Annotated in this window: 23 protein-coding genes and 2 tRNA genes; 17 read left to right on the top strand and 8 right to left on the bottom strand. The window is 65.8% G+C overall.

What is annotated here, in order from left to right; genetic code table 11:
* Position 1 precedes the first annotated feature (1 nt).
* The 4 genes from mobA to D7S89_RS00245 all read left to right on the top strand — a co-directional run bounded on the left by mobA (position 2) and on the right by D7S89_RS00245 (position 2,872).
* On the top strand, positions 2-625 hold the full coding sequence (gene mobA, locus D7S89_RS00260) for a molybdenum cofactor guanylyltransferase MobA (protein WP_121274743.1): 624 nt from the start codon (positions 2-4) through the stop codon (positions 623-625).
* A 106-nt stretch (positions 626-731) separates the two neighbouring features.
* On the top strand, positions 732-2,066 hold the full coding sequence (gene moeA / locus D7S89_RS00255) for a molybdopterin molybdotransferase MoeA (RefSeq protein ID WP_121274742.1): 1,335 nt from the start codon (positions 732-734) through the stop codon (positions 2,064-2,066).
* A gap of 48 nt (positions 2,067-2,114) precedes the next feature.
* Positions 2,115-2,390, top strand: a complete 276-nt coding sequence (locus D7S89_RS00250; RefSeq protein ID WP_121275919.1) for a hypothetical protein — start codon at positions 2,115-2,117, stop codon at positions 2,388-2,390.
* Positions 2,390-2,872, top strand: coding sequence for a GNAT family N-acetyltransferase (locus tag D7S89_RS00245; protein WP_245982564.1), 483 nt, complete (start codon positions 2,390-2,392; stop codon positions 2,870-2,872). Before D7S89_RS00250 ends, D7S89_RS00245 begins: the two co-directional genes overlap by 1 nt.
* A gap of 48 nt (positions 2,873-2,920) precedes the next feature.
* Here D7S89_RS00245 and D7S89_RS00240 read toward each other — a convergent pair whose 3' ends face one another.
* The 5 genes from D7S89_RS00240 to pncB all read right to left on the bottom strand — a co-directional run bounded on the left by D7S89_RS00240 (position 2,921) and on the right by pncB (position 8,876).
* Complete coding sequence (locus D7S89_RS00240; RefSeq protein WP_121274741.1) at positions 2,921-4,408, bottom strand: DNA recombination protein RmuC; 1,488 nt, start codon at positions 4,406-4,408, stop codon at positions 2,921-2,923.
* Positions 4,405-5,394 (bottom strand): 2-hydroxyacid dehydrogenase, encoded by a 990-nt coding sequence (locus D7S89_RS00235; RefSeq protein ID WP_121274740.1) that lies wholly within the window; start codon positions 5,392-5,394, stop codon positions 4,405-4,407. Before D7S89_RS00235 ends, D7S89_RS00240 begins: the two co-directional genes overlap by 4 nt.
* Positions 5,395-5,411: 17 nt before the next feature.
* Complete coding sequence (locus tag D7S89_RS00230; RefSeq protein WP_121275915.1) at positions 5,412-6,851, bottom strand: sodium:proton antiporter; 1,440 nt, start codon at positions 6,849-6,851, stop codon at positions 5,412-5,414.
* A gap of 67 nt (positions 6,852-6,918) precedes the next feature.
* On the bottom strand, positions 6,919-7,590 hold the full coding sequence (locus D7S89_RS00225) for a LutC/YkgG family protein (protein WP_121274739.1): 672 nt from the start codon (positions 7,588-7,590) through the stop codon (positions 6,919-6,921).
* A gap of 89 nt (positions 7,591-7,679) precedes the next feature.
* Positions 7,680-8,876, bottom strand: a complete 1,197-nt coding sequence (pncB, locus tag D7S89_RS00220) for a nicotinate phosphoribosyltransferase (RefSeq protein ID WP_121274738.1) — start codon at positions 8,874-8,876, stop codon at positions 7,680-7,682.
* Positions 8,877-9,157: 281 nt separating this feature from the next.
* Between pncB and fdxA the strand changes: the two genes are divergently transcribed.
* From fdxA to D7S89_RS00180, 8 genes are all read left to right on the top strand, one after another.
* Positions 9,158-9,481: a ferredoxin FdxA gene (fdxA, locus tag D7S89_RS00215; RefSeq protein WP_121274737.1), complete on the top strand. Its 324-nt coding sequence runs from the start codon at positions 9,158-9,160 to the stop codon at positions 9,479-9,481.
* Positions 9,482-9,601: 120 nt separating this feature from the next.
* A tRNA-Asn gene (locus D7S89_RS00210) sits at positions 9,602-9,677 on the top strand.
* A gap of 76 nt (positions 9,678-9,753) precedes the next feature.
* Positions 9,754-9,829: transfer RNA gene (locus tag D7S89_RS00205), tRNA-Asn, on the top strand.
* 153 nt (positions 9,830-9,982) lie between these two features.
* Positions 9,983-10,468, top strand: coding sequence for a CreA family protein (locus D7S89_RS00200; RefSeq protein ID WP_121274736.1), 486 nt, complete (start codon positions 9,983-9,985; stop codon positions 10,466-10,468).
* Positions 10,469-10,517: 49 nt separating this feature from the next.
* Positions 10,518-11,345, top strand: a complete 828-nt coding sequence (locus D7S89_RS00195) for an AraC family transcriptional regulator (RefSeq protein WP_121274735.1) — start codon at positions 10,518-10,520, stop codon at positions 11,343-11,345.
* A gap of 208 nt (positions 11,346-11,553) precedes the next feature.
* Positions 11,554-12,225: an AzlC family ABC transporter permease gene (locus tag D7S89_RS00190; RefSeq protein WP_121275914.1), complete on the top strand. Its 672-nt coding sequence runs from the start codon at positions 11,554-11,556 to the stop codon at positions 12,223-12,225.
* Positions 12,222-12,545, top strand: a complete 324-nt coding sequence (locus tag D7S89_RS00185; RefSeq protein WP_121274734.1) for an AzlD domain-containing protein — start codon at positions 12,222-12,224, stop codon at positions 12,543-12,545. Before D7S89_RS00190 ends, D7S89_RS00185 begins: the two co-directional genes overlap by 4 nt.
* 256 nt (positions 12,546-12,801) lie before the next feature.
* On the top strand, positions 12,802-13,569 hold the full coding sequence (locus D7S89_RS00180) for a DUF4088 domain-containing protein (RefSeq protein WP_121274733.1): 768 nt from the start codon (positions 12,802-12,804) through the stop codon (positions 13,567-13,569).
* A gap of 36 nt (positions 13,570-13,605) precedes the next feature.
* Here the strand turns inward: D7S89_RS00180 and D7S89_RS00175 are convergent, their stop codons facing one another.
* Positions 13,606-15,777, bottom strand: a complete 2,172-nt coding sequence (locus D7S89_RS00175; protein ID WP_121274732.1) for an ATP-dependent helicase — start codon at positions 15,775-15,777, stop codon at positions 13,606-13,608.
* 104 nt (positions 15,778-15,881) lie between these two features.
* On the opposite strand from D7S89_RS00175, the gene D7S89_RS00170 reads away from it, so the two are divergent.
* The 4 genes from D7S89_RS00170 to fumC all read left to right on the top strand — a co-directional run bounded on the left by D7S89_RS00170 (position 15,882) and on the right by fumC (position 21,021).
* The gene (locus D7S89_RS00170; RefSeq protein WP_121274731.1) at positions 15,882-16,103 is read left to right on the top strand and encodes an RNA-binding S4 domain-containing protein; all 222 of its coding nucleotides are present in this window, start codon (positions 15,882-15,884) and stop codon (positions 16,101-16,103) included.
* Between the two features lie 132 nt (positions 16,104-16,235).
* Positions 16,236-17,618, top strand: coding sequence for an MATE family efflux transporter (locus D7S89_RS00165; protein ID WP_121275912.1), 1,383 nt, complete (start codon positions 16,236-16,238; stop codon positions 17,616-17,618).
* Positions 17,619-17,939: 321 nt separating this feature from the next.
* Positions 17,940-19,556, top strand: coding sequence for a phospholipase D-like domain-containing protein (locus D7S89_RS00160; protein WP_245982659.1), 1,617 nt, complete (start codon positions 17,940-17,942; stop codon positions 19,554-19,556).
* Between the two features lie 58 nt (positions 19,557-19,614).
* Positions 19,615-21,021, top strand: coding sequence for a class II fumarate hydratase (gene fumC, locus D7S89_RS00155; protein WP_121274730.1), 1,407 nt, complete (start codon positions 19,615-19,617; stop codon positions 21,019-21,021).
* Positions 21,022-21,109: 88 nt separating this feature from the next.
* Here the strand turns inward: fumC and D7S89_RS00150 are convergent, their stop codons facing one another.
* Together D7S89_RS00150 and D7S89_RS27315 are read right to left on the bottom strand one after the other, a co-directional pair.
* Positions 21,110-21,613 carry an acyl-CoA thioesterase gene (locus D7S89_RS00150; protein WP_121274729.1) on the bottom strand — a complete coding sequence of 168 codons (504 nt, stop codon included), beginning with the start codon at positions 21,611-21,613 and terminating at the stop codon, positions 21,110-21,112.
* A 103-nt stretch (positions 21,614-21,716) separates the two neighbouring features.
* Complete coding sequence (locus D7S89_RS27315; RefSeq protein WP_183085049.1) at positions 21,717-21,860, bottom strand: hypothetical protein; 144 nt, start codon at positions 21,858-21,860, stop codon at positions 21,717-21,719.
* A gap of 199 nt (positions 21,861-22,059) precedes the next feature.
* Between D7S89_RS27315 and D7S89_RS00145 the strand changes: the two genes are divergently transcribed.
* Entirely contained in the window at positions 22,060-22,782 is a 723-nt protein-coding gene (locus tag D7S89_RS00145; RefSeq protein ID WP_121274728.1) for an ArsR/SmtB family transcription factor, read from the top strand.
* Positions 22,783-22,943: the final 161 nt, after the last annotated feature.

Below are 22,943 nucleotides of genomic sequence, written 5' to 3'. Positions count from 1 at the left end.
GATGGCCGCTTACCCCTGCTCCGCCGCACGACCGACCGGACTGATTCTCGCCGGGGGGCGCGGCACACGCATGGGCGGGCGCGACAAAGGCTTGCAGCCGCTGCACGGCGAGCCGCTCGCGCTGCACGTCGCCAGACGCCTCGCCTCGCAAGTCCAGGCGCTGGTCATCAGCGCGAACCGCAATCTCGACGTGTATGCCGCGCTCGGCGCCCCGTTTCACGCGCGTGTCGTCAGCGATGCCTCGAACGATTACGCCGGGCCACTGGCCGGACTGCTCGCGGGCCTGCGGGCCGCACAGACCGACTTCGTGCTGTGCGCGCCTTGCGACGCCCCACACCTGCCGCTCGATCTGGCTCGGCATCTCGCCGCTTCGCTCGAGGGCGCGCGGGCCGACATCGCCACCGTGACGACGACCGACGCACAAGGGCACGTCTCGCTGCACCCGGTGTTCGCACTCGTGCGCACCTCGCTCGCCGACGACCTCGCCGCCTTTCTGGCTGCCGGCGAACGCAAAGTCCGCACGTGGTACGCACGCCACATGCACGTCGAAGTGCCGTTTGAGGACGAGCACGCGTTTTACAATGCCAACTCCTTGCAGGAGCTCGCCGAGCTCGAGCGTACGTGAGGCGTTGTCGTCCATCCGACCCACACACACGTCTCATGAGCCACGGCACGCCTTTTCGATCGAAGCACGCCACGCCCCCTACCCCGCGTGCGGCGCCCAATCATCGATGACCACCTCCGACAACATCTCCGGCTGTCTCGCCGAGCACGACCCGAACGCCTTGCCCGTCACCGCGGCACGCGAGGTCGTGCGCCGCTTCGTGGAGCCCGTCACGACGATCGAACGTGTCGCGCTGCGCGCCGCGCTCGGTCGCGTACTCGCGCAAGACATCGTCTCGCCGATCGACGTGCCCGCCCACGACAATGCCGCGATGGATGGCTACGCATTTGCGGGCGCGTGTCTCGCGCAACCGGCAGGCATACCCGATGCCGCCGATGCGGCCGGGGCCGCTAGCCTCTCGCTCTCGCTCGAAGTCGTCGGCGAAGCGTTGGCCGGCCATCCGTTCGCGGGTACGTTGGCAGCCGGCCAGTGCGTGCGCATCATGACAGGCGCGCCGATGCCAGCCGACTGCGATACGGTGGTCCCGCAGGAATTCGTCACGCGCAGCGGCGCGCGGATCGCTTTCGATGCACGGCGCATCACGACCGGCGCCAATCGCCGCCGTATCGGCGAAGACCTGGCCCGTGGCCGCCCCGCCCTGTTCTTCGGACGCATCGTCCGTGCGTCGGACCTCGGCCTCATGGCCTCGCTCGGTATCGCCGAAGTAGCGGTGCGCCGACGGCTACGCGTGGCGTACTTTTCGACCGGCGACGAATTGCGCTCGGTCGGCGAGCCGCTCGAGGCGGGCTGCGTCTACGACAGCAATCGCCACACGCTGTTTGCGATGCTGTCGCGGCTCAACGTCGAGCCGCTCGATCTCGGCATCGTGCGCGACGAGCCGGCTGCGCTCGATGCCGCGCTGCGCGAAGCGGCACAAGCGGCCGACGTCGTCCTGACCTCGGGCGGCATATCGGTCGGCGAAGCCGATTTCACGCGCGGCACGCTCGCCTCGCTCGGCGACATCGCCTTCTGGCAGCTCGCGATGCGCCCGGGCCGCCCGCTCGCATTCGGGCGCATAGGGGCGCAAGGCGGCGCGACCAGCAAACGAGCCACGCTGTTTTTCGGCTTACCGGGTAATCCGGTGGCCGTCATGGTGACGTTTTATCAAATCGTGCGCGAAGCGCTGCTCATGATGTCAGGCGCACACGCGTCGGCCCCGTTACAATTCGCGGCCACGTGCAGCGAACCGATCAAAAAGCGCGCGGGCCGCACCGAGTATCAACGCGGCATCGCCACCCGCGCAGCAGACGGCAGGTGGCAGGTCGCGCCAACGCGTTCGCAAGGCTCGGCCGTGCTGAGCGCGATGAGCGAGGCGAATTGCTTCATCGTGCTCGAGCATGACCAGGCCGACCTCGCCGCAGGCTCGAGCGTCGACATCGTGCCCTTCGAAGGGCTTATTTGAACAACGAACTTCCGGAGACCGTCCCAACGGGGCTTCACGCACATGAATATGAAAAAACAAATCTCGTCGATCGCACCCGGTCAGACCGCCAAGGCGCTCATCCTCGTCTATCTGACGTTCAGCGTGCCGATCGTGTTGTTGGGCGTGCTCGTTGCATTCATCCGCTACGGTTCGGTCGAGCTCAGCACGATTTTCAGCGCGCTCCTGCTGAACGCGATCCTCGGCTTCGTGCTGCTGTGGATTGCCTGCCATGCGTACAACTGGGTCGCATCGCGCTTCGGCGGTATCGAGATCGTGCTGTCGGACGCGCCGGAAGAAGCGTAATGCGCGACGTCATCCGTCATGCCACGCCCGACGATATGGGCGCCATGCTGGCGCTGATGCGCGAGCTCGCCGAATTCGAAAAGCTCACGCATCTGTTCGTCGCGACCGAAGCCAGCCTGCATGAGGCGCTGTTCGGCGCGCATCCTGCAATCGAAGCGCTCGTTGCCGAGCATGATGGTCGTGTCGTCGGCTATGCGCTGTTCTTCCACAACTTCTCGACGTTCCTGAGCCGTCGCGGTCTCTATCTCGAGGACCTGTACGTGCAGCCCCAGCTCCGCGGCAGCGGAATCGGCACGGCGCTACTGCGGCGTGTGGCCGCGATTGCAGTCGAGCGGCGCTGCGGCCGCTTCGAATGGTCCGTGCTCGACTGGAATCAGCCGGCCATCGACTTCTATACGAAGATGGGGGCGACGGTCATGCCCGATTGGCGCATCGTGCGCATCACCGACGATGCCCTTGCGCAGCTCGCCGCCGGTGCCTGACGGCTACGGCTTACGTCCCGCCTCCCGCTCGAGCACCTGCGGCGAACATCACACTTCGGGCTCCTGCAGATTCGCGTAGGCGTCGCCGAGCAGGCTCTCGGTCTGCTCGCCCGGCAGTGCCTCGACCTGGCGCAGCTTGGTACTCATTACGCGCGTCCTGCGCTCGGCCGCTTCGATCGAGCGCGTGACCGTCTCGAGCTGCGACTTCGTCTTCGCCAGCACATCGCCGAATTTGCCGAATTCGGTCTTCACCGCGCCGAGCACCTGCCACACCTCGCTCGAACGCTTCTCGATCGCCAGCGTCCGAAAACCCATCTGCAAGCTGTTCAGCAACGCCGTCAGCGTGGTCGGGCCGGCCACCGTCACGCGATAGTCGCGCTGTAGCTGGTCGCTCAAGCCGGGGCGGCGCAGCACTTCGGCATAGAGCCCTTCGGTCGGCAGGAACAGCAGCGCGAAATCGGTCGTGTGCGGCGGCGCCACGTACTTCTCGGCGATCGTGCGCGCCTCGTTGCGCACGCGTGTCTCGAGCGCGCGCGACGCCTCCTCGACGCCAGCCAGATCGGCCCGCTCCTGCGCATCGATGAGCCGCTCATAGTCCTCGCGCGGAAACTTCGCATCGATCGGCAGCCACACCGGCGTAGCTGACCCCTGCCCGTGGCTGTCCTGACGGCCCGGCAGCTTGATCGCGAATTCGACGCGCTCGTTGCTCTTGGGCACCGTCGCCACGTTTTTCGCGTATTGGTCGGGGGTCAGCATCTGCTCGAGCAACGCCTCGAGCTGCACCTCGCCCCACGTGCCGCGCGTCTTCACGTTCGTCAGCACCTTCTTCAGATCGCCGACGCCGGCCGCCAGCGTCTGCATCTCGCCCAGCCCGCGATGCACCTGCTCGAGCCGGTCCGAGACCAACTTGAACGATTCGCCGAGGCGTTGCTCGAGCGTCGCGTGCAGCTTCTCGTCGACGGTACGCCGCATTTCCTCGAGCTTGACCGCGTTCGTGGCCTCGATGTCCTTCAGGCGTGCCTCGAGCGTGGCGCGCACTTCGGCGAACCGCCGGTCGTTGGCCTCGACCAGTTGCGCCAGTTGCTGCGCGAGCGTATCGCCGAAGCGCTTGAGCGTCGCGCCCTGCTCGTCGCGCGCGTCATGCGCCTGGCGTTGCAGGCTCTCGCGCATCGCCTCGAACTGCTTCGCGTTCATGTCGATCAGCTGCGCCAGACGAGCGGCAAAACCGTCGATTTGCTGATTCTGCACCGTCGCCACGCTCGTGAGCTGCGCCGCGAGCGTTTGCTGAAATTGCGCGAAGCCGCCACCGAGCTCGGCGCGCGAGCTACGGGACGTCTCGGCGATCTCGGCACGCAACTCGCGTTCGAGACGCTCATAGGCGCGTGCCTGCATCTGCCCAGCCGTCTCGATGCTTTCGCCGAGCTCGACCAACGCCGCCTGCTCATGCGCGCGCGATGCGCCTCTCAACGCAAACACCAACGCCACCGCGAGCGCGGTGACGGCAGCGGCCAATACGACGATGACGAACGTGGTCATGAACGGGCTTTTCCTAGTACTTCAGGGTTGATCGGATTGGGCGGCTGGCCCGCACGTGGCCCGACGCCGAGCGCCGCGATGAGATTGTCGGCCGCGAGATTGGCCATCGCGCGGCGCGTCGATTCCGTGGCACTCGCGATGTGCGGCGTCAACACGACGTTGGGCACCGTCAGCAAACCGGGATGAACGTTGGGCTCGCCTTCGAACACATCGAGGCCTGCGGCCGCGATGCGTTTGTCGCGCAATGCCTCGAACAGCGCCGCATCGTCAACGATGCCGCCGCGTGCGATGTTCGTGAGCGTCGCGGTCGGCTTCATCAGCGCCAGCTCTTGCGCGCCGATGGTGTGATGGCTTTGCGCGCTATACGGCAGCACGAGCACGACGTGGTCGGCCTGCCGCAACAAGTCTTCCTTCGACAGGTATTCGGCGCCCAACGCGGCTTCGATCTCGGGCGCCACGCGCGAGCGGTTGTGATAGACGACGCGCATCGCGAAGCCACTCGCCCGCCGTGCAAGGGCCTGGCCGATACGGCCCATGCCGATGATGCCGAGCGTCGCACCGTAAACGTCGCCACCGAGAAAACCGTCATAGCGCCACGCGCGCCACTCGCCCGCGCGCAGCCAATGCTCGCTTTCCGCGATGCGCCGCGAGCAGGCCATCATCAGCGCCCAGCCGAAATCGGCCGTCGCCTCGTTGAGCACATCGGGCGTATTCGTCGCAAGCACGCCCGCCGCGTTGAATGCGGGCATGTCGAAATTGTTGTAGCCGACCGCCATGTTCGCGACGACACGCAGTCGCGGCGCCTGTGCCAGTGTGGCGGCGCCGATCGGATCGCCCACCGTGATCGCACCGTCCTTGTCGGCGAGCCGGCGAGCGAGCTCGTCACTGTCGAGCGCAGGGCCGTCGTTCCAGTCGACCTCGAAATATTGTTTGAGGCGCTCGACGACGTCCGGGAAAATCGGCCGAGCCACCAAAATTTTCTGCATTTGCGTGCCTCCGAATCTCAAAAGAACAGCCATGTCGTGAGCAGGAACACGGGCAGCAGGATCGCGGCCGCCCACCCCAGGTAGGCGAAAAAGCTCGGCATGCGCACGCCGCGCGATTCCGCAATCGCCTTCACCATGAAATTCGGCGCATTGCCGATGTAGCTGTTCGCGCCCATGAAGACGGCCCCCGCCGAAATCGCCGCCAGCGTCGTCGCACCGGTCGTCATCAAGGTGGGCGCATCGCCGCCGAGCAGATTGAAAAAGACGAGGTACGTCGGCGCGTTGTCGAGGAACGACGACAGAATACCCGTGGCCCAGAAATACATCGCGTCGATGGGCTGCCCTTGCGCATCGGTCACGAGCGCGAGCGCGGACGCGAACGCACCATGCGAGCCCGCGCGCAGCATCATGATGACCGGTGCGATCGTCACGAAGATGCCGGCAAACAGCTTCGCCACCTCCTCGATCGGCGCCCAGGTGAATGCGTTGCCGGTGCGCGCCGTGCGTGGCGTCACCGCCAGCGAGATGAGCGCGAGCCCGACGAGCGCGCCATCGCGCACGGCGTTTTGCAGCGCCACGGGCGTACCCAGGACATCGAACGTCACATTCGGTTTCCAGATGCCGCTCATCAGCACGAGCACGATGACGAGGCCGAGCAGGACGAAGTTGACCTTGCCCTCGATCACGATGCCGCGCGAATCGGGTGTGGGATCGAGAAACGGTGAACGCGCTTCGTCGCGACAGTGAAAGAAATACGTGTCGAGCGCGTAGAAGATCGCGAGCAACAGCGTGCAGATGAACAGCATCGGCATGGCCAGATACTCAGTCGTCCAGAAGAAGCTCACGCCGTTCAGGAAGCCGAGGAACAATGGCGGGTCCCCAAGCGGCGACAGCGATCCGCCCGCATTCGCGACGAGAAAGATGAAGAACACGACGACGTGCACGACGTGCTTGCGATTGTCGTTGGCGCGCAACAGCGGACGAATCAGCAGCATCGCCGCACCGGTCGTCCCCATCACGCTGGCGAGCAAGGTGCCGAGCGCGAGTATCGCCGCGTTGACGTTCGGCGTGCCGCGCAGGTTACCGCGCACGCAAATGCCGCCCGCAATCGTGAACAGCGCGCTCAGCAACACGATGAACGGGACGTACTCCGCCACGAGCGCATGCACGAACGCATCGAGCGCCGCGTGCATACCGAACGCGTGGGCGAACGGCACGATGAACGCCATGGTCCACACCAGCGCAATCTTGCTGAAATGGTGATGCCAGAACACGGGGGCGACGAGCGGAAACACCGCAATCGACAGCAGAATGCCCGCAAACGGCACGGCCCACAGCATGGACAGTCCAGCCCCGTCGGGCATGCCGGTCGACGCGGCGCAAGCAAGCGCGGGCCACAACATGCAGGCGAGCGCCGCCACCACCGTCATGCGCGCCGATGCGGCATGTCGTTTCATCATTCACTACCTCTTATTGCTTGGATGGGTTTTATGCGCAGCGGCGCGATGCTCGCGCCCGCGCGCTTCACGCGCTCGTGACGACGATCACATGCACGCGGTACGGACCGTGCGCACCGAGCACGATCGTCTGCTCGATATCGCCGGTACGCGAGGGCCCCGAAATGAAGTTGACCGCGCGCGGCAGCTCGCCGCGCTCGGCGCGCATCAGCGCGTACGCCTCTTCGTGCCCGGAGACGATGCGCGAGGCCCGGACGATCGCGATGTGCGTCTCGGGCAGCAAGCCCGCCGACACCTCGCTCTGCGGGCCCGACAGCAGCACGAGCGAGCCCGTTTCGGCCGTCGCGCAGAAGCACCCCGTGATGCCGACGAGGTCAGTGCCCTGCGGCTTGCGCGCGTCGACGGCCAGCCCCGCCTGCGCCCACGGCAACGCCTCGAGCTCGGACCACACGACCGCGCGCGCGGCCAGACCGTTCGCAGCCAGATAGCGCGCAGCCGCGGCCGGCGCATCGGCGAGCGTGGCGACCTCCTCGACCGTGCTCGCCATGCGGCCCGCTGCATCGATGAAGCGTGCGACGAGCGCCGCAGGCTCGCTGGGCATCGGCGGGCGCGGCCCCGCCGGGTGGCGAGCGAGGTAATCGGCGACGGCTTCGCGCTCGGCCGCCTCGGGCTCGGCTGGACGGCCGCTCGCCGCGCGGATACGTGCGAGGATGTTGCGACGCGCCGCCGATGTATCCATTACGTTCCTCTTCGCGAACCGGGTCAAATGAGCCGATTATACTGGCGGCCCTTTTTGGGATACACCGTCCGCAAGGCCACGCTGGCGAGCTAGCCGGCCGTGTCCCCGGCTGGCGTCTCGATGCCGAATACCTGACGCAGGTAGGCGAGATACGCTTTGTCGTCGCACATGTTCTTGCCCGGCGAATCGGACAGCTTCGCGACGGGCTGGCCATTGCAGCGGACCATCTTGATGACGATCTGCAGCGGGCTGTAGCCGAGATCGTTGGTCAGGTTCGTGCCGACGCCGAACGCGAGCCGGCAGCGGCCACGAAAACGCTCGTACAGTTGCAGCACCTTCGGGATATCGAGCGCATCGGAGAACACGAGCACCTTCGTGCGCGGATCGCAGCGGTTCTCCTCGTAATGGCGCAGCAGTTGCTCACCCCACTCGAACGGGTCGCCCGAATCGTGGCGCGCGCCGTCGAACAGCTTGCAGAAGTACATGTCGAAGTCGCGCAGGAAGGCCTTCATGCCGTAGACGTCCGACAACGCAATGCCGAGGTCGCCGCGGTACTCCTTGGCCCAGACTTCGAAGCCGTAGGTCTGCGAATCGCGCAGCCGCGGCCCCAACGCCTGACACGCCTGCAAATACTCGTGCGCCATCGTGCCGAGCGGCGTCAGGCCGTGCTTTTTCGCGTAGAACACGTTGCTCGTGCCGGCGAACTGCTCGCCGATGCCGTCCATCAACCTGAGGATCACCTCTTCGTGCCAGCGCTTGGAGAAGCGCCGGCGCGTGCCGTAATCGGCAATCTTGCAGTCGGCGAATTCGGGTCGCGCGCCAAGCAGCTCGATCTTTCCGCTGAGGCGCTCATGGCCGCTCGCGTAATCGGGCTCGCGCTGGGTATTGCGGAAGTACACCTCGTTGACGATCGCGAGCACCGGAATCTCGAACAGAATCGTGTGCAGCCACGGCCCCTGGATGACGATGTCGATCTCGCCGTTGCCCTTGGGCGAAGGGTCGATCGAGATGTACTTCTCGTTCAGCTGAAACAGCGCCAGAAAGTCGACGAAATCGCTCTTGATGAAGCGCATGCGGCGCAGATAATCGAGTTCGTCGTCGGTAAAGCGCAGCCGGCAGAGCTTGCCGACTTCATCGCGCAACTCGTCGACGTACGGCGCAAGGTTCACATTCGGCGTGCGGCAACGGAAGCGGTATTCCACATGAGCCGCGGGAAAATGATGCAGCACGACCTGCATCATCGTGAACTTGTAGAGATCGGTGTCGAGCAGCGAGGTAATGATCATGAGGTCGGCCAGCCGGGCGAACGTTCGGGCCGCACGGCATACGCGACGCGCATGGCTCGGCGGGTTGCCGCATGTTACCCGAAGACCGGCCCCGCTCGCCCGATGCCCCTGCGGGCGCACCGGCCCCGCCAGCGATCCATAAACTAATCACGAATCGATCTAACGGCGTCCGATGGGTAAATCGCATCGGACTTGGGCCGTTACGTTACAATAACTACTTTGCTATTTCGGCATTTTTCGTCTACCCCCAATACCCAATACCCGCGTACGCAGGAGCTTGAATGACTCACGTTGTGACCGAAAGCTGCATCAAGTGCAAATACACCGACTGTGTGGACGTGTGTCCGGTGGACTGCTTTCGCGAAGGTCCCAACTTCCTCGCGATCGATCCCGATGAGTGCATCGACTGCGCCGTGTGCGTGGCCGAATGCCCGGTGAACGCCATCTACGCCGAGGAAGACGTCCCCGGCGATCAGCAGCAATTCACGCCATTGAATGCCGAACTCGCCAAACTCTGGCCGAGCATCACGAAGACGAAGGGTTCGCTGCCCGAAGCGGACCAGTGGAAAGACGTCTCCGACAAGCTGAATCTGCTCGAACGCTGACCCTTGGCACGCCCGGTGCGACGCAGGATGCCCCTCCATGCGTCGGCACTGTGCAACGCGAAAAGGGTATTGACAGGGTAGAGCGTCGCCCATAGAATCTCGTTTCTCTGCTGTTGTTGTTCCCCGATAGCTCAGTCGGTAGAGCGCCGGACTGTTAATCCGTAGGTCCCTGGTTCGAGCCCAGGTCGGGGAGCCAAAGAATTTGAATGGAAAAGCCCGTTCACGTCGACGGGCTTTTTTACGCAGCACAAGTTTTGCAGTAGCAATGTTGTTCCCCGATAGCTCAGTCGGTAGAGCGCCGGACTGTTAATCCGTAGGTCCCTGGTTCGAGCCCAGGTCGGGGAGCCAAAAGCATCGAAAGGCCCGTCATCGCGACGGGCCTTTTTGCTTTTCCGCCCTCGCCTACGAGCGCGCCGGCGTTGTGATACCGTGTCGTTTTGCCGCACCGCCGCGTGCCGCCACGTTGTCAGCAGTTCAACCGCCGCTTAGCCGCCGTAACCGATGACGAACCGCCTTTCGACCATCCTGTCCTCCCTCGCGGGCATCGCACTTGCGTGCGCAACGCTCACTTCGCACGCCGAAGAGATCGCGAGCGTCAACACGAACTTCCATATCACCGGTTCGGACCGCGTCGTCGTGGAGGCTTACGACGATCCGCTCGTGCAAGGCGTGTCGTGCTACGTGTCGCGCGCGCGCACAGGCGGCATCAAGGGTACGCTCGGGATCGCGGAAGATCCGACCGAGGCGTCGATCGCCTGCCGGCAGGTGGGCCCCATCAAGATCGCCGCGCCACTCAAGCGTCAGGGCGACGTCTTCACCGACCGCATGTCGTTCATTTTCAAGACGCTGCACGTCGTGCGCATCGTCGACGAAAAGCGCAATACGCTCGTCTATCTGACCTACAGCGACCGCGTCGTCTCGGGCAGCGCCAAGAACAGCGTGACGGCCGTGCCGCTGCCGGCTGGCACGACGATTCCGCTGCGCTAGCCGCGGCGATCACGCTACCCCGCCCCACGCTTTCGCCCGATTGCCCAACATGAACGCGCCCCTGTTTCGCGATCGCGCCCGCTATTGGCGCTCGCCGTTGCTGCCCGGCGCCGACATGGTGACCGCCGAGTACCGCGACCACACGTTCGCGCCGCACTGGCACGACGCGTACGCGGTGCCCGTCATCGAAGCGGGCGCCGAAGCGTATACCTATCGCGGTGAGCGCCAGGTCGCCGAAACCGGCACGGTGCCCGTCATCAATCCCGGCGAAATCCATACGGGCTCGCGCGCGATCGAAACGGGCTGGCGCTATCGCGTGACCTACGTGCCCGTCGATTTCATCCAGAGTCTCGCCAACGAACTGGCCGGTCGCACGCAGCCGATGCCATGGTTTCCCGTGCAAGCCATCCGCGACCCCGATCTCGCGCGCCGCGTGCTGCTCGCGCATCGGCTGCTCGAGGCCGAAGACGATCCGCTCGCGGCCGAGACGGCCCTCGTCGATGCGCTCTCGACGCTGATTGCGCGCCACGCGCAGCAGCAGCCCGAGTCCGTGCGGCTGGCCGCCGATTCGCCGCGCATTGCGACCATGAAAGCGCGGCTCGCAACCGACCTGACCGAACCGATCTCGCTGACAGCGCTCGCGCAGGAAGTCGGCTTGTCGACGTTCCACGCGGCGCGTCTGTTCACGCGCGAAACCGGACTCGCGCCGCACGCGTGGCGCAATCAGTTGCGGCTGCAACGCGCGCTCGCCCCTTTGCGGGCCGGCGTACCGGTCACCGAAGTCGCGGCCGCGAGCGGCTTTACCGATCAAAGCCACTTCACACGCCATTTCCGACGCATGTTCGGGGTGCCGCCGGGTCGCTGGCAAGCAAGCTGAGGCTAAACCCGGCAGCAACGGGCTGGAAAGTTCGTAGGACGCCCACATTCGCCCAGCCCGCCGCCCCCACCCGGCCAGGCGCAAAAACGTACAAGCGCGGCGCGCGCATGCGCGACTATGCTGCGCACAGCTTAAGGAGGACTTTCGATTGAATCACTCACGCACTCCGCTCAACGAATTCGCCGACGGCGCGCGCGACACGATCCCGATGATGGTCGGGGCCGCGCCGTTCGGCGTGATCTTCGGCACGCTCGTCACATCAGGGCCGCTTTCGGCCTGGCATGGCCAACTGATGTCGCTGACGGTGTTCGCCGGCTCGGCGCAGTTCATCGCGCTCGGCCTCATCGCCGGCCACGCGAGCTTTGCCGTCGTGTGGGCGACGACGCTCATCGTCAACCTGCGCCACGTGCTCTATAGCGCGACGCTGGCGCCCTACGTGGCCAAGCTGCCCGCACGCTGGCGCTGGGTGCTCGCGGCAGTCCTGACCGACGAGGTGTTCGCCGTCGCCTATGCCCACTATCGGCACTCGCCGCCCGGTGAAATCGGACCGCATTACTTCCTCGGCTCGGGCATCGCGATGTATCTGAACTGGCTGCTGTGGACCGCCGTCGGATTGGTGTTCGGCGCCGCCTTCCCGCGCCTGCAATCGCTGGGGCTCGATTTCGCGATGGTGGCGACGTTCATCGCGATCGTCGTGCCTCAGCTCGTGGCCGCACGCTTCGTGGCCGCCGCCGCGACGGCCGGCCTGCTCGCGTACCTGTGCTCGGCCTGGCCCTACAAGCTCGGGCTGCTGGCTGCCGTCGCCGCGGGCGTGATCGTCGGCGTCGTGCTCTCGCGCCCGTGGGCGACCCGCACGCGCCCCGCAGGAGTCCCCCAATGAACTACGTGATCCTCATTCTGGGCATGGCCGTCATCACCTTGCTCGTGCGCGCCAGCGTCTTCGTGCTCGGCGAGCGCGCCGCGTTTCCGCCGCTCGTGCGCACGGCGCTCAGCTTCGTGCCCGTCACCGTGCTGACGGCCATCATCGTCCCGATGGCCGTCGCGCCCCACGGCGGGGCAGCCGAGCTGACCTGGCGCAACCCGCAGCTCGTCGGCGCGCTAGCGGCCTGTGGCGTGTCCGCGCTCACGCGCCGCCCGCTGCTCACGATCGCGGTCGGCCTCGTCGTCTTCTTTGTCTGGCAAGGCTTCGTCGTGCACTGAGCACGTCCTCGAATTGGCCTCAAGTTCCGGCTGCCACCGCCGTTAAACAGACGAAATGCGTTTGCTGGCGAACGCATGGGCCAGACGTCACGCCCATGTACGGCAGCAGAACGCGATCAAAAATGCAGTGCAGCCGCAGCGCGGCGCCGTCAAGCGCCGCCCGGCCTCGATATGCCGGCGGCCGGCAATGCGCGAGGATGCATCCGCGCACCGGCACGCTCGCGTTGCCGCGCGGGATCGGCCACCAGGACAAGTCATGGGTCAAATCACCCTTTCGCTCAGAGAAGAGACGATTGCGTCGCTACACAAGGACTTCGAAGCCTTCTTGCGCGTATCGCTGAAGCTCGACCCGCAATTCGCGACGCCCTCCTTCGAGGATTTCCTGCGCGCGAAGCTGCTCGACAACATGGTGCCGCTCACCGAGCACGCCGTGCAGCGCATGCTGGAGGGCGGCCAGTACGCTTGGGCCAAACGCACCCTCGACAAGGAATTCCCCGACGTCGTGGCGATCCTGATGCGCCAAGCCGGCGAGTTCGGCTTCAGCCTCGCCGTGCGCTCCGAGTGGACGCCCGAGGAACTCGCCAAGGCGTGCCGCGACTGGGCGGCAGCCATCGTCAAGGAAGCCGGCGGCGACGCCGCGCTCGTCGACCCGCTCGCGGCGCAGATCAAGGCCAGCGCGCAAGACATCCAGGGGCTCGAGGAAAAGATGCAGACGCCCGCTTGGCGCCTGGCGGAATCACTGCGCCAGCGCGCCTACGAGGCCAAAATCGCGTGCGAGACGAGCGTCGGCAGCACCGCGCGCGAAAAGCTCGGCGAACTGCGTGGGCTGTTGAAGCTCGGCCTCGCGCACGGCTCGTTCCAGAAGCAGGAAGCGCAGCAGATCATGGAATTCCTGCGCCTGCTCAAGCCGGAGATCTTCGTCGAGGAGCCCTACGACATCTTCTCGCGCATGGCCGCCTGGCTGCGCAACTTCTTCATGCCGCCCGCAAGGCCGCAGCAGCCGCAGGAACGGCGTCAGCGCTGATTCTCCAGGGCGCCTGCACTTGCCGTGCGCGCGCCTTCAATCCCACATCGTCTTCAACTGCGCCGCGATGTCGATGCGCGCCTTGGCCGCGGCGGCCAGCCCCGTGGCCGTCGGCGCGGTAAGCGGCGCGACCGTCGGCCATGCCTGCGCGTCGAACAGCGGCAACAGTGACGCCGGGATGAAGCGGGTGCGCGATGCCCACACGTGGCGATCGCCGTTCTGCGCTTGGTTGTGCACGTAAAAGCGCTGCGGCACGACGATGTGCAAATCCTCTTTCGCCCGGGTCATCGCCACGTAGAGCAACCGCCGCTCTTCGTCGATTTCCTCCTGGCTGCCGGTGCCGAGATCGGACGGAATGCAGCCGTCGACGCCGTTGAGCACGAACACGTTGCGCCACTCCTGCCCTTTCGCCGAATGAATCGTCGAGAGAATCAGGTAGTCCTCGTCGACGAGTGGCACACCCGACTCGTCGCTCGTCGCGTCGGGCGGGTCGAGTGTAAGCTCGGTCAGAAAGCGCTCGCGCGACGCGTACGTCGCCGCCAGGCTCTCCATCTGCAGGACATCGGCCTGGCGCGTGGATGCGTCTTCGTGATTGCGTTCGAGATGCGGCTCGTACCAGCGCCTCACCTGCTCGAACTCGGCGGGCCACGGCGTGCGCGCGCCGCACACGTCGGCCATCAATTCGACGAACGGCGCCCAGTCGGCGCTAGCACGGGCCGGCGGCTCGAATGCATCGAGCGCGGCTGCCGCGTCATGCGTGGCCGTAACGTCGTCGAGCACGCGCGCAGCCGTCGCAGGCCCGACGCCCGGTAGCAGTTGCACCACGCGAAAGCCCGCGACACGGTCACGCGGGTTCTGAGCCCAGCGCAACACGGCGAGCACGTCCTTCACGTGCGATGCGTCGAGAAAACGCAGTCCGCCGAATTTGACGAACGGCACGTTGCGCCGTGCCAGCTCGAGCTCGAGCGCCGCGCTGTGATGCGCGGCGCGAAACAGCACGGCTTGCGCTTTCAGCTTCATGCCAGTCTCGCGGGCCTCCAGCACGCGTTCGACGACGTAGCGGGCCTGCTCGAGCTCGCCGGCCACTGTCACGAGCCTGGGACGCTGCGCGCAGGCCCGGTCAGTCCATAGATCCTTCGTGAAGCGCTCGGCCGCCAGGCCGATCACGGCATTGGACGCGGCCAGGATCGGCGCCGTCGAACGATAGTTGCGCTCGAGTGTGACGCGATGCGCGTTCGGCTCGAACTGTGTCGGGAAATCGAGGATGTTGCGCACGGTGGCGCCACGAAACGAGTAGATCGACTGGGCATCGTCGCCGACGACGGTCAATCCGTGCCCCTGCGGCTTCATCGCGAAGAGGATCGATGCCTGCAGGCGGTTCGTGTCCTGGTATTCGTCGACGAGGATGTGATCGAAGCGTCCGGCCAGATCGGCCGCAATCGCGGGCTCGGCCGCCATGCGCGCCCAATAGAGCAGCAGGTCGTCGTAGTCGAGCACGTTCTGCGACTGCTTGGCCGCCACATAAGCCGCGAACAGCGCGCGCAGCTCGGCCTCCCATTCGCGGCACCACGGAAACGCGTCGTCGAGCACGCGTGCGAGCGGCGCGCCCGTATTGACCGCGCGCGAGTAGATCGCCAGGCAGGTCGCCTTGGTCGGAAAGCGGCGCGATTTGACCGACAGCCCCAGCTCGTGCCGCACGACATGGATGAGATCGGCGCAATCCTCGCGATCGTTGATCGTGAAGACAGGCGACAGGCCGATCAGCTCGGCGTATTCGCGCAGCAGCCTGGCACCGACACTGTGAAACGTGCCCGTCCAGGCGAGCGCCTGCGCAAGATCGGCGCGCGTGCCGAGCGCTTGCGCGGCAATGCGCGTGGCGCGCCGCGTCATGTCCTGCGCCGCACGGCGCGAGAACGTCAGCAACAGGACGCGGCGCGGATCCGCCCCCTTCACGAGGAGGTGCGCGACGCGATGCGCAAGCGTGCTGGTCTTGCCCGACCCCGCCCCCGCGATCACGAGCAGCGGGCCGCCCGGACGCGCGGCAGGGTCGATGCCATACTCGACGGCGGCGCGCTGCGCGTCGTTGAGCTTGGCGAGGTAGTCGGTGGCGTCAGGTTGCGGACGCGAAGCGGCAAAAGCGGAGGACACGGCGCGTTCGGGCGAGCGTTGAGGGTTCGTTCTAGGGAACGTCGCATACTGTATAGGCATACAGCCAAACTCCGCAAGGTCCGTGTGACCGGCCCTTGGCGTGCAAGGCCCGCTTGGCTTATGATGCCTGCCCACCTTTTTCGCCGCGCGCCGCGCCTGCCGCCATGCCGAACCTCAATTTCACGCTTACGGGCGAGCACGTCGAACTGCACAATCTGCTCAAGCTGACGGGCCTCGCGGACACCGGCGGCTCGGCCAAAATGCTCGTCGCCTCGGGCGCGGTCAGCGTCGACGGGCACGTCGAGCTGCGCAAGACATGCAAGATCCGGGCAGGCCAAGTCGTTATGCTTGGCGACACGCGTATCGCCGTGCACGAGGCAGCCTAGCGCCGCGCTGCCGCTACGAACACGCGTATCGACAGTCGCGCCGCCAGGCAATAAGCTGTCCGTCTTTCATACAACAACGCTCCGAGGGGTGCCGCCCGCGCGCCACCCATGGCCCTCGGCTTCGCCTTGAACATGTCGCAACCCGGAATCACCCATGCGGCCAGCGCGCCGCCTTCTCTGTCCCGCCATGCCGCCGATACGGCGCGCCTGGCCGCCCCGCTCGCCATCGCGCAACTGTCGCAGATGGCCATGAGCGTCACCGACACCATCCTGCTCGGCTCGCTGGGCCCCGACGCCCTGGCGGCCGGCGGTCTCGGCGCGGGCCTGTTCTTCGTCGTCGTGACGGTGCTGCAAGGCGTGCTCTCGTCGGTCAGCGTGACCGTCGCGAATGCCCGCGGCGCGCAGGCCGACCACCGCGTGCCGCACATCTACTGGACCGGGCTCGCGCTATCCGTGCTGCTCGCGGTGCCGGCGTTCGTGCTGCTGTCGCTCGCGCAACCGATCCTCACCGCATTCGGCGAGCCCGCGCAGCTCGCCCACAACGTGGGCGCCTACGCCAATGTGCTGCGCTGGGCCTCGCCCGGCAGCCTGATCGGCATCGGCCTGATGCGCTCGTTCCTGCCCGCCATCGGGGCCGCCAAACGCCTGCTGTGGGTGTCGCTCGCGAGCGTCGGCATCAATGCGGTGCTCAACTACGGACTCATCCACGGCGCCTATGGCCTGCCGCGTCTGGGCCTGCTCGGTTCGGCCACCGCCACGACGGTGACGATCTGGCTCACGACGATCACGCTGGTCGCGTTGATGCACGGTCGCGCGCGCTTTCGGCACTTCGTCACGGCCGCTCGGCCCAATGTGCCGCTCATGGGCGAATTGTTCGGCATCGGCTGGCCCGTCGCGATCACCTACGGCGTCGAGTCGACGCTGTTTCTGGCCACCGGCCTCATGATCGGTCTCTTGGGCGAGAAACAGCTCGCCGCCCACCAGATCGCCCTGAACGTGGCATCCGTTTCGTTCATGGTGCCGCTCGCGATCGGCCAGGCGGCCAACGTGCGCGTCGGCTACTGGATGGGCGCAGGGCAGCCGCTGGCCGCACGTCACGCCGGCTTCGTCGCGCTGGGGCTCGGCGTCGCATTCATGTCGATGACCGGGCTCGTATTGATGGTCGCGCCCCACGCCATCATCGGACTTTATCTGCGGCTCGACGATCCGACCAATGCTCATACGGTCGCCATCGCCGCGTCGCTGCTCGGGGTCGCGGCCGTATTCCAAATCGTCGACGGCATGCAGACGATCGGCTCTGGCTGTCTGCGCGGCCTCAAGGACACGCGCATTCCGATGCTCGCGGCGACCTTCGGCTACTGGGGCGTGGGTTTTCCGACCGGTTACGTGCTCGCGTTTCACACCGGACTCGGCACGCGCGGGCTCTGGTGGGGGCTCGCGGCGGGTCTCGCGAGCGTCGCGCTGTTGATGACCGTGCGCTTCGAGCACATGACGCGGCACACGCGCCGTACGTAACGTCACGCCAAAGGTATAAGCAAAGCACGCTTTGTTGGTTGGTGCCGGGCTCGCCAAGGCCTACGATAGGCACGACTCTTCTGACAGGGTGTTTGGCCCGCGCTGGCTTGGCGGGCCTTCTTTTTGCTTGCTCTACACGTGACTCTCGCGTGCCGCGTCTAGAATGTGTCCTTGCCGAGGCCGTCGCGGCACTGCAAGACCCTTCATCGACAATGACAAGGTCCGAACGTGTTAGAGCTCAGGCGGCCACTCGTCGCCTTGCGCCTGCCGGCGCCCCTTCTTTCTTTGCGCGTCTCGTCGTATGCCGCGCCGTCCGGCCGGCTGCGCTACCCGGCCTCCATCGCGCGCGCCTGCTTCGTCTGCTGCGCGCTGCTGCTCACAGCCTGTTCGACGCTGCCGCCCGCCACCTCGCTCGATCGTCCCGTCAGTCACGCACTCGCCGCCCCGCAAACGACACCGCTCGGCCAATCACTCGCCCCGCTCGAAGCGGCACACCCCGGTCAGTCGGGCTTTCGTCTGTTGACTGACGGCACCGCTGCGTTGCAGATGCGCATCGCGCTCGCACGCGCCGCGACGAAGACGCTCGACTTGCAGTACTACATTGCCGCGCAGGACACGACGGGCAGACTTCTGCTGGCCGCGGCGCTCCACGCGGCCGACCGCGGCGTGCGTGTGCGCATGCTCGTCGACGACCTGAACTTCGACGACAGCCGGCAGCTGATGGCGGGGCTCGCCACGCATCCGTCGATCGAAGTGCGCGTGTTCAATCCGTTCGGCAGCACGCACGAGAGCGTGTTCGCGCGCACCGAGGATCTGTTCACGCGCATCGACCGCTTCTCGCATCGCATGCACAACAAAGCGATGATCGCCGACGACGAAGTCGCGATCGTCGGCGGCCGCAACCTCGGCGACGAGTACTTCAGTGCGAGCCCGACACTGCAATTTCGCGACCTCGACGTGCTGGCCGCCGGCCCGATCGTCGACGATGTATCGACCAGCTTCGACACGTTCTGGAACAGCGCGGGCGCCTACCCGCTCGCCACCCTCGACCGGCATCGCTACACGACGAACGACCTGAATACCGTGCGCGAAATGCTACGCGCGCATTGGCGTGCGCAGGCGAGCGCAGTCGACGCCAAGCCGCACGATGCCGAGCCGCTCGCCTCGCGCATCGCGCACGACCGGCTTGGACTCGTCTGGGCCGACGCCAGCCTCAGCGCCGACTCGCCGCGCAAGGCCACGGCACCGCAGGCCCCCTACCAGAGCCCGCCTATGCATGGCCTCGCCGAACAGCTGCGAGGCGCCGATCACGAAGTGCTCATCCTCTCGCCCTACTTCGTGCCGCACGATGCCGGGTTGCACCTGCTCCGGGAACTCACGCAGCGCGGCGTGCGCGTGGCCGTCTTGACGAACTCGATGGCCTCGACCGATACGATCGCGGTACAGGCCGGCTATAGCCCGTATCGCGTGCCGCTGCTCAAGAGCGGCGTCGAGCTTTACGAATACGAGCCGCTGCAACGCGAGCACTCGCGCTACTTCGCGGGCTCGAGCTCGCGCGCGAGCCTGCATGCGAAAGCGTATGTGATCGACCGGCGCATCCTCGTCATCGGGTCGCTGAACTTCGATCCGCGCTCGGCCCATCTGAACACCGAGATCGCGCTCTTCATCGACAGCGCTCCGCTCGCCGGCGAAGTCGCTCAGTTGATCGAACATGCGATGTCGCCTAGCGTCAGTTATCGCGTACAGCTCGCCACGCCGGCCGAGACGGCGCGGCTGCGTGCGCTCGGCTCGCCCGTCTCGGGCCTCACCTGGACCGGCGACGAGCCCAGCCCGAACGGTCCCTATCTGCGTACGTGGTCGCTCGACCCCGAGGCCGGCTTCGTGCGCAATGCGCTGACGGGGCTATTCTTGATGTTGCCAGTCGACTCGCAGCTATGACCCACGCGGGCCGTCCATTCATCGAAGCATTGAGTGTCATTTGACCGGAGTTTTGAACATGACCGAAGAAGTACGCATGGAACGCGACACGTTCGGCGAAATCGCCGTACCGTCCGCGCGACTATGGGGTGCGCAAACGCAGCGCTCGTTGCAGAACTTCAAGATCTCGACGGAAAAGCAGGCACCCGAGCTCATTACCGCGCTCGCAGTCATCAAGCGCGCGGCCGCGCAAGTCAACCTCGAGCTCGGCGTACTGGCCGAAGACAAAGCGCGCGTGATCATGCAGGCGGCCGACGAGATCATCGACGGCAAGCATGCCGGCGAATTTCCGCTCGCGGTGTGGCAGACCGGGTCGGGCACGCAAACCAACATGAATCTGAACGAGGTCATCGCCAATCGCGCCAGCGAACTGCTGGGCGGCGAACGCGGCGAGGCGCGCAAGGTTCATCCGAACGACGACGTCAATCGCGGCCAATCGTCGAACGACGTGTTTCCGACGGCCATGCACATCGCGGCAGCCTACGGCATCGTCTATCAACTGCTGCCCGCGCTGAAAACGCTGCGCGCGACACTCGATGCGAAAGCGCGCGCGTTCGCCGACGTCGTGAAGATCGGCCGCACGCACTTGCAGGATGCGACGCCGCTGACGCTCGGACAAGAGTTTTCGGGCTACGTCGCGCAGCTCGGGCATGGCATCGCGCACGTCGAATCGACACTGCCGCATTTGTACGAGCTCGCGCAGGGAGGCACGGCGGTCGGCACGGGCCTGAACGCGCATCCGCAATTTGCGGGGCGCGTGGCTGCGGCGATCGGCGCGCTGACGCAACTGCCATTCGTCAGTGCGCCGAACAAGTTCGAGGTGATGGCCGCGGCCGATGCACTGGTGTTCGCCCACGGCGCGTTGAAGACGGTGGCCGCGAGCCTCATGAAGATCGCCAACGATATCCGCTGGCTCTCGAGCGGTCCGCGCTGCGGGCTCGGTGAGCTCACGATCCCCGAAAACGAGCCCGGCAGCTCGATCATGCCCGGCAAGGTCAATCCTACGCAGTCCGAAGCGCTGACGATGCTGTGCTGCCAGGTGTTCGGCAACGACGTGGCCGTCAACGTCGGCGGCGCGAGCGGCAACTTCGAGCTCAACGTCTTCCGGCCGATGATCGCGCACAACGTGCTGCAATCGATTCGCCTGCTGGCCGACGGTGCGCGCAGCTTCAACGATCACTGCGCCATCGGCATCGAGCCGAATCGCACGCGTATCGATACGCTGCTGAACGAATCGCTGATGCTCGTGACGGCGCTCAATCCGCACATCGGCTACGACAAGGCCGCGCAAATCGCGAAGAAGGCGCACAAGGAGGGCACGACGTTGCGCGCGGCAGCGCTCGCGCTCGGCTACGTGACCGAGGCGCAGTTCGACGAATGGGTGCGTCCCCGCGACATGATCGGCACGGGCGGCGCCGAACGATAAGCGCGGCACGCCGCGCGCTCAGGGCCTCGTCATGTCCATGGCCTGCTCATGTCCATGGCCTGCTCATGTCAATGGCAGGCCCTGAGCCTCAGATATGTCCTTGCGCCATTTCCTCGGGCTTGAGTTCGACGATGGCGTCGAGGGCGGCCTTCACGTCCATCGCATACTTCGCAACGCGCTTTTGCTCTTCCGTTTCGGGCACGAACGGCGGCACGGGAATCGGTGTGCCATTCTCGTCGACGGCCACGAATACGACGAGGCAGTCGGTCGTCAAACGCAACTGACCGCTCTTCGGATCGCCCGCGTGCACGGTCACGTGAATGTGCATGCTCGTACGCCCTGTCGCGACGACGCGCGCACGCAGTTCGACGAGATTGCCGACCTGAATCGGCCGACGAAAGCGGATGTTGCCGACGCTGACGGTCACGCAATAGCGGCCCGACCAAACGGCCGCGCAAGCATAGGCGGTTTCGTCGATCCACTTCATCAGCGCACCGCCGTGCACCTTGCCGCCGAAGTTGACGGAGGTCGGCTCGGCAAGGAAACGGAAGGTGGTTTCGGAACGGTCGAGGGGGGTGGCGGACGTGCTCATTGTGACTCCGGTGCGCGCTGGCGTTCTGTCTATGTTCTATGAGTAGGCAGCCGATTATACGGAGCCAATAGGGCGTGTGCCCGTACGGACACGCACGCGCAGGTCATTTGCGAAACGTCACGCCTTGATCGATCGTGCCGTACATCGTGATGCTGCCATTGCCCGGCCCTGTCGCACCCGATGCGTCCGTCTGCGCGCAGGCCGCGCACAGCCACGCCGCAGCGATCGCCATCAACCACACTTTCATCATCAACCTCACTGCTTGTTATACGAAAACTCGATACGAAAACCCGGCACGAAAAGCCGATGCCGATTCTAGCGCGGCGGCCCGTGCCAGCACCGGACGCCAGGGGCGCATTCGATGTTTCGGTTGACGCTGAAACATCGAATGCAGTGCCGGATTAGACTGTAGTCACACCTTCAGAAAATCTACCCGGAGATCAGCCATGCCCGCCTCGCTTCATGACGACGACCGCGACGCCGCGCACTTTCCCGGCCTGAGCCGCATCGGCGCCCTGCTCGCCGATGCGGGCCGCGCCGCCATGCTGTGGGCGCTGATGGATGGCAGCGCGCGCCCGGCCGGCGAGCTGACGCTCATCGCAGGGTTGTCGCCATCGGCCGCGAGCGGCCACCTCGCACGATTGACCGAGGGTGGCCTCCTTACGCTCGAGGTGCGCGGCCGCCACCGCTACTACCGTATCGCCACGCCCGAAGTGGCGGCGGCCATCGAGGCGCTCGCGAACCTCGCGCAAGCCAGCGCACCACAGCGAGCGGTCCCGCAGCCCGCGCGCACGGTGCCGCTCGACATGCGCTATGCCCGCACTTGCTATGACCACATGGCCGGCGAGCTCGCCGTGCGCGTGTTCGATCACCTGATCGCGCGCGACTGGCTCGTCGACCGCGGCAGCGATGTCGAGGCGACCGAGGCCGGTGCCGAGATGCTCGCGCGTTGGGGCATCGACGTGAAGACGCAACGCACACGCCGCCGGCGCTTCGCCTGCACGTGCCTGGACTGGAGCGAGCGACGCGCGCATCTGGGCGGAGCGCTCGGCGCCGCGCTATTGCAGAGCTGGACGGCGCTCGGCTGCATCGAGCATGCCGGCAAACCCCGCGTGCTGCGCGTGACGCCGAAGGGCCGGCAATACTTCGACGAGTTGCTGAACGCATAAGGTAGTCAACCCGGCGCGATCGGGAATTGCAACCGAATCGGAATTGAAATCGGCCTGCCCTATGCGATTGAGCCGCGCGTGAAAATCACGAAGCGATTTTCACGCGCGGCCATTGCGCTTTACCGCACATGACTAATTGCACGAGCGCTTGTCACCCCGAG

Source organism: Trinickia fusca (genome assembly GCF_003628145.1).
In the GTDB taxonomy this organism is placed as follows: Bacteria; Pseudomonadota; Gammaproteobacteria; order Burkholderiales; family Burkholderiaceae; genus Trinickia; species Trinickia fusca.
The sequence above is the reverse complement of the archived record's forward strand: the minus strand, read 5'-3'. Positions and strand labels throughout refer to the sequence as shown.

What these genes read in the sequence shown, in the direction of transcription:
- mobA (WP_121274743.1), top strand. Translation starts at nt 2, where the DNA reads ATGGCCGCTTACCCCTGCTCCGCCGCACGACCGACCGGACTGATTCTC.
- moeA (WP_121274742.1), top strand. Translation starts at nt 732, where the DNA reads ATGACCACCTCCGACAACATCTCCGGCTGTCTCGCCGAGCACGACCCG.
- D7S89_RS00250 (WP_121275919.1), top strand. Translation starts at nt 2,115, where the DNA reads ATGAAAAAACAAATCTCGTCGATCGCACCCGGTCAGACCGCCAAGGCG.
- D7S89_RS00245 (WP_245982564.1), top strand. Translation starts at nt 2,390, where the DNA reads ATGCGCGACGTCATCCGTCATGCCACGCCCGACGATATGGGCGCCATG.
- D7S89_RS00240 (WP_121274741.1), bottom strand. Translation starts at nt 4,408, where the DNA reads ATGACCACGTTCGTCATCGTCGTATTGGCCGCTGCCGTCACCGCGCTC.
- D7S89_RS00235 (WP_121274740.1), bottom strand. Translation starts at nt 5,394, where the DNA reads ATGCAGAAAATTTTGGTGGCTCGGCCGATTTTCCCGGACGTCGTCGAG.
- D7S89_RS00230 (WP_121275915.1), bottom strand. Translation starts at nt 6,851, where the DNA reads ATGAAACGACATGCCGCATCGGCGCGCATGACGGTGGTGGCGGCGCTC.
- D7S89_RS00225 (WP_121274739.1), bottom strand. Translation starts at nt 7,590, where the DNA reads ATGGATACATCGGCGGCGCGTCGCAACATCCTCGCACGTATCCGCGCG.
- pncB (WP_121274738.1), bottom strand. Translation starts at nt 8,876, where the DNA reads ATGATCATTACCTCGCTGCTCGACACCGATCTCTACAAGTTCACGATG.
- fdxA (WP_121274737.1), top strand. Translation starts at nt 9,158, where the DNA reads ATGACTCACGTTGTGACCGAAAGCTGCATCAAGTGCAAATACACCGAC.
- D7S89_RS00200 (WP_121274736.1), top strand. Translation starts at nt 9,983, where the DNA reads ATGACGAACCGCCTTTCGACCATCCTGTCCTCCCTCGCGGGCATCGCA.
- D7S89_RS00195 (WP_121274735.1), top strand. Translation starts at nt 10,518, where the DNA reads ATGAACGCGCCCCTGTTTCGCGATCGCGCCCGCTATTGGCGCTCGCCG.
- D7S89_RS00190 (WP_121275914.1), top strand. Translation starts at nt 11,554, where the DNA reads ATGATGGTCGGGGCCGCGCCGTTCGGCGTGATCTTCGGCACGCTCGTC.
- D7S89_RS00185 (WP_121274734.1), top strand. Translation starts at nt 12,222, where the DNA reads ATGAACTACGTGATCCTCATTCTGGGCATGGCCGTCATCACCTTGCTC.
- D7S89_RS00180 (WP_121274733.1), top strand. Translation starts at nt 12,802, where the DNA reads ATGGGTCAAATCACCCTTTCGCTCAGAGAAGAGACGATTGCGTCGCTA.
- D7S89_RS00175 (WP_121274732.1), bottom strand. Translation starts at nt 15,777, where the DNA reads ATGCCTATACAGTATGCGACGTTCCCTAGAACGAACCCTCAACGCTCG.
- D7S89_RS00170 (WP_121274731.1), top strand. Translation starts at nt 15,882, where the DNA reads ATGCCGAACCTCAATTTCACGCTTACGGGCGAGCACGTCGAACTGCAC.
- D7S89_RS00165 (WP_121275912.1), top strand. Translation starts at nt 16,236, where the DNA reads ATGTCGCAACCCGGAATCACCCATGCGGCCAGCGCGCCGCCTTCTCTG.
- fumC (WP_121274730.1), top strand. Translation starts at nt 19,615, where the DNA reads ATGACCGAAGAAGTACGCATGGAACGCGACACGTTCGGCGAAATCGCC.
- D7S89_RS00150 (WP_121274729.1), bottom strand. Translation starts at nt 21,613, where the DNA reads ATGAGCACGTCCGCCACCCCCCTCGACCGTTCCGAAACCACCTTCCGT.
- D7S89_RS27315 (WP_183085049.1), bottom strand. Translation starts at nt 21,860, where the DNA reads ATGAAAGTGTGGTTGATGGCGATCGCTGCGGCGTGGCTGTGCGCGGCC.
- D7S89_RS00145 (WP_121274728.1), top strand. Translation starts at nt 22,060, where the DNA reads ATGCCCGCCTCGCTTCATGACGACGACCGCGACGCCGCGCACTTTCCC.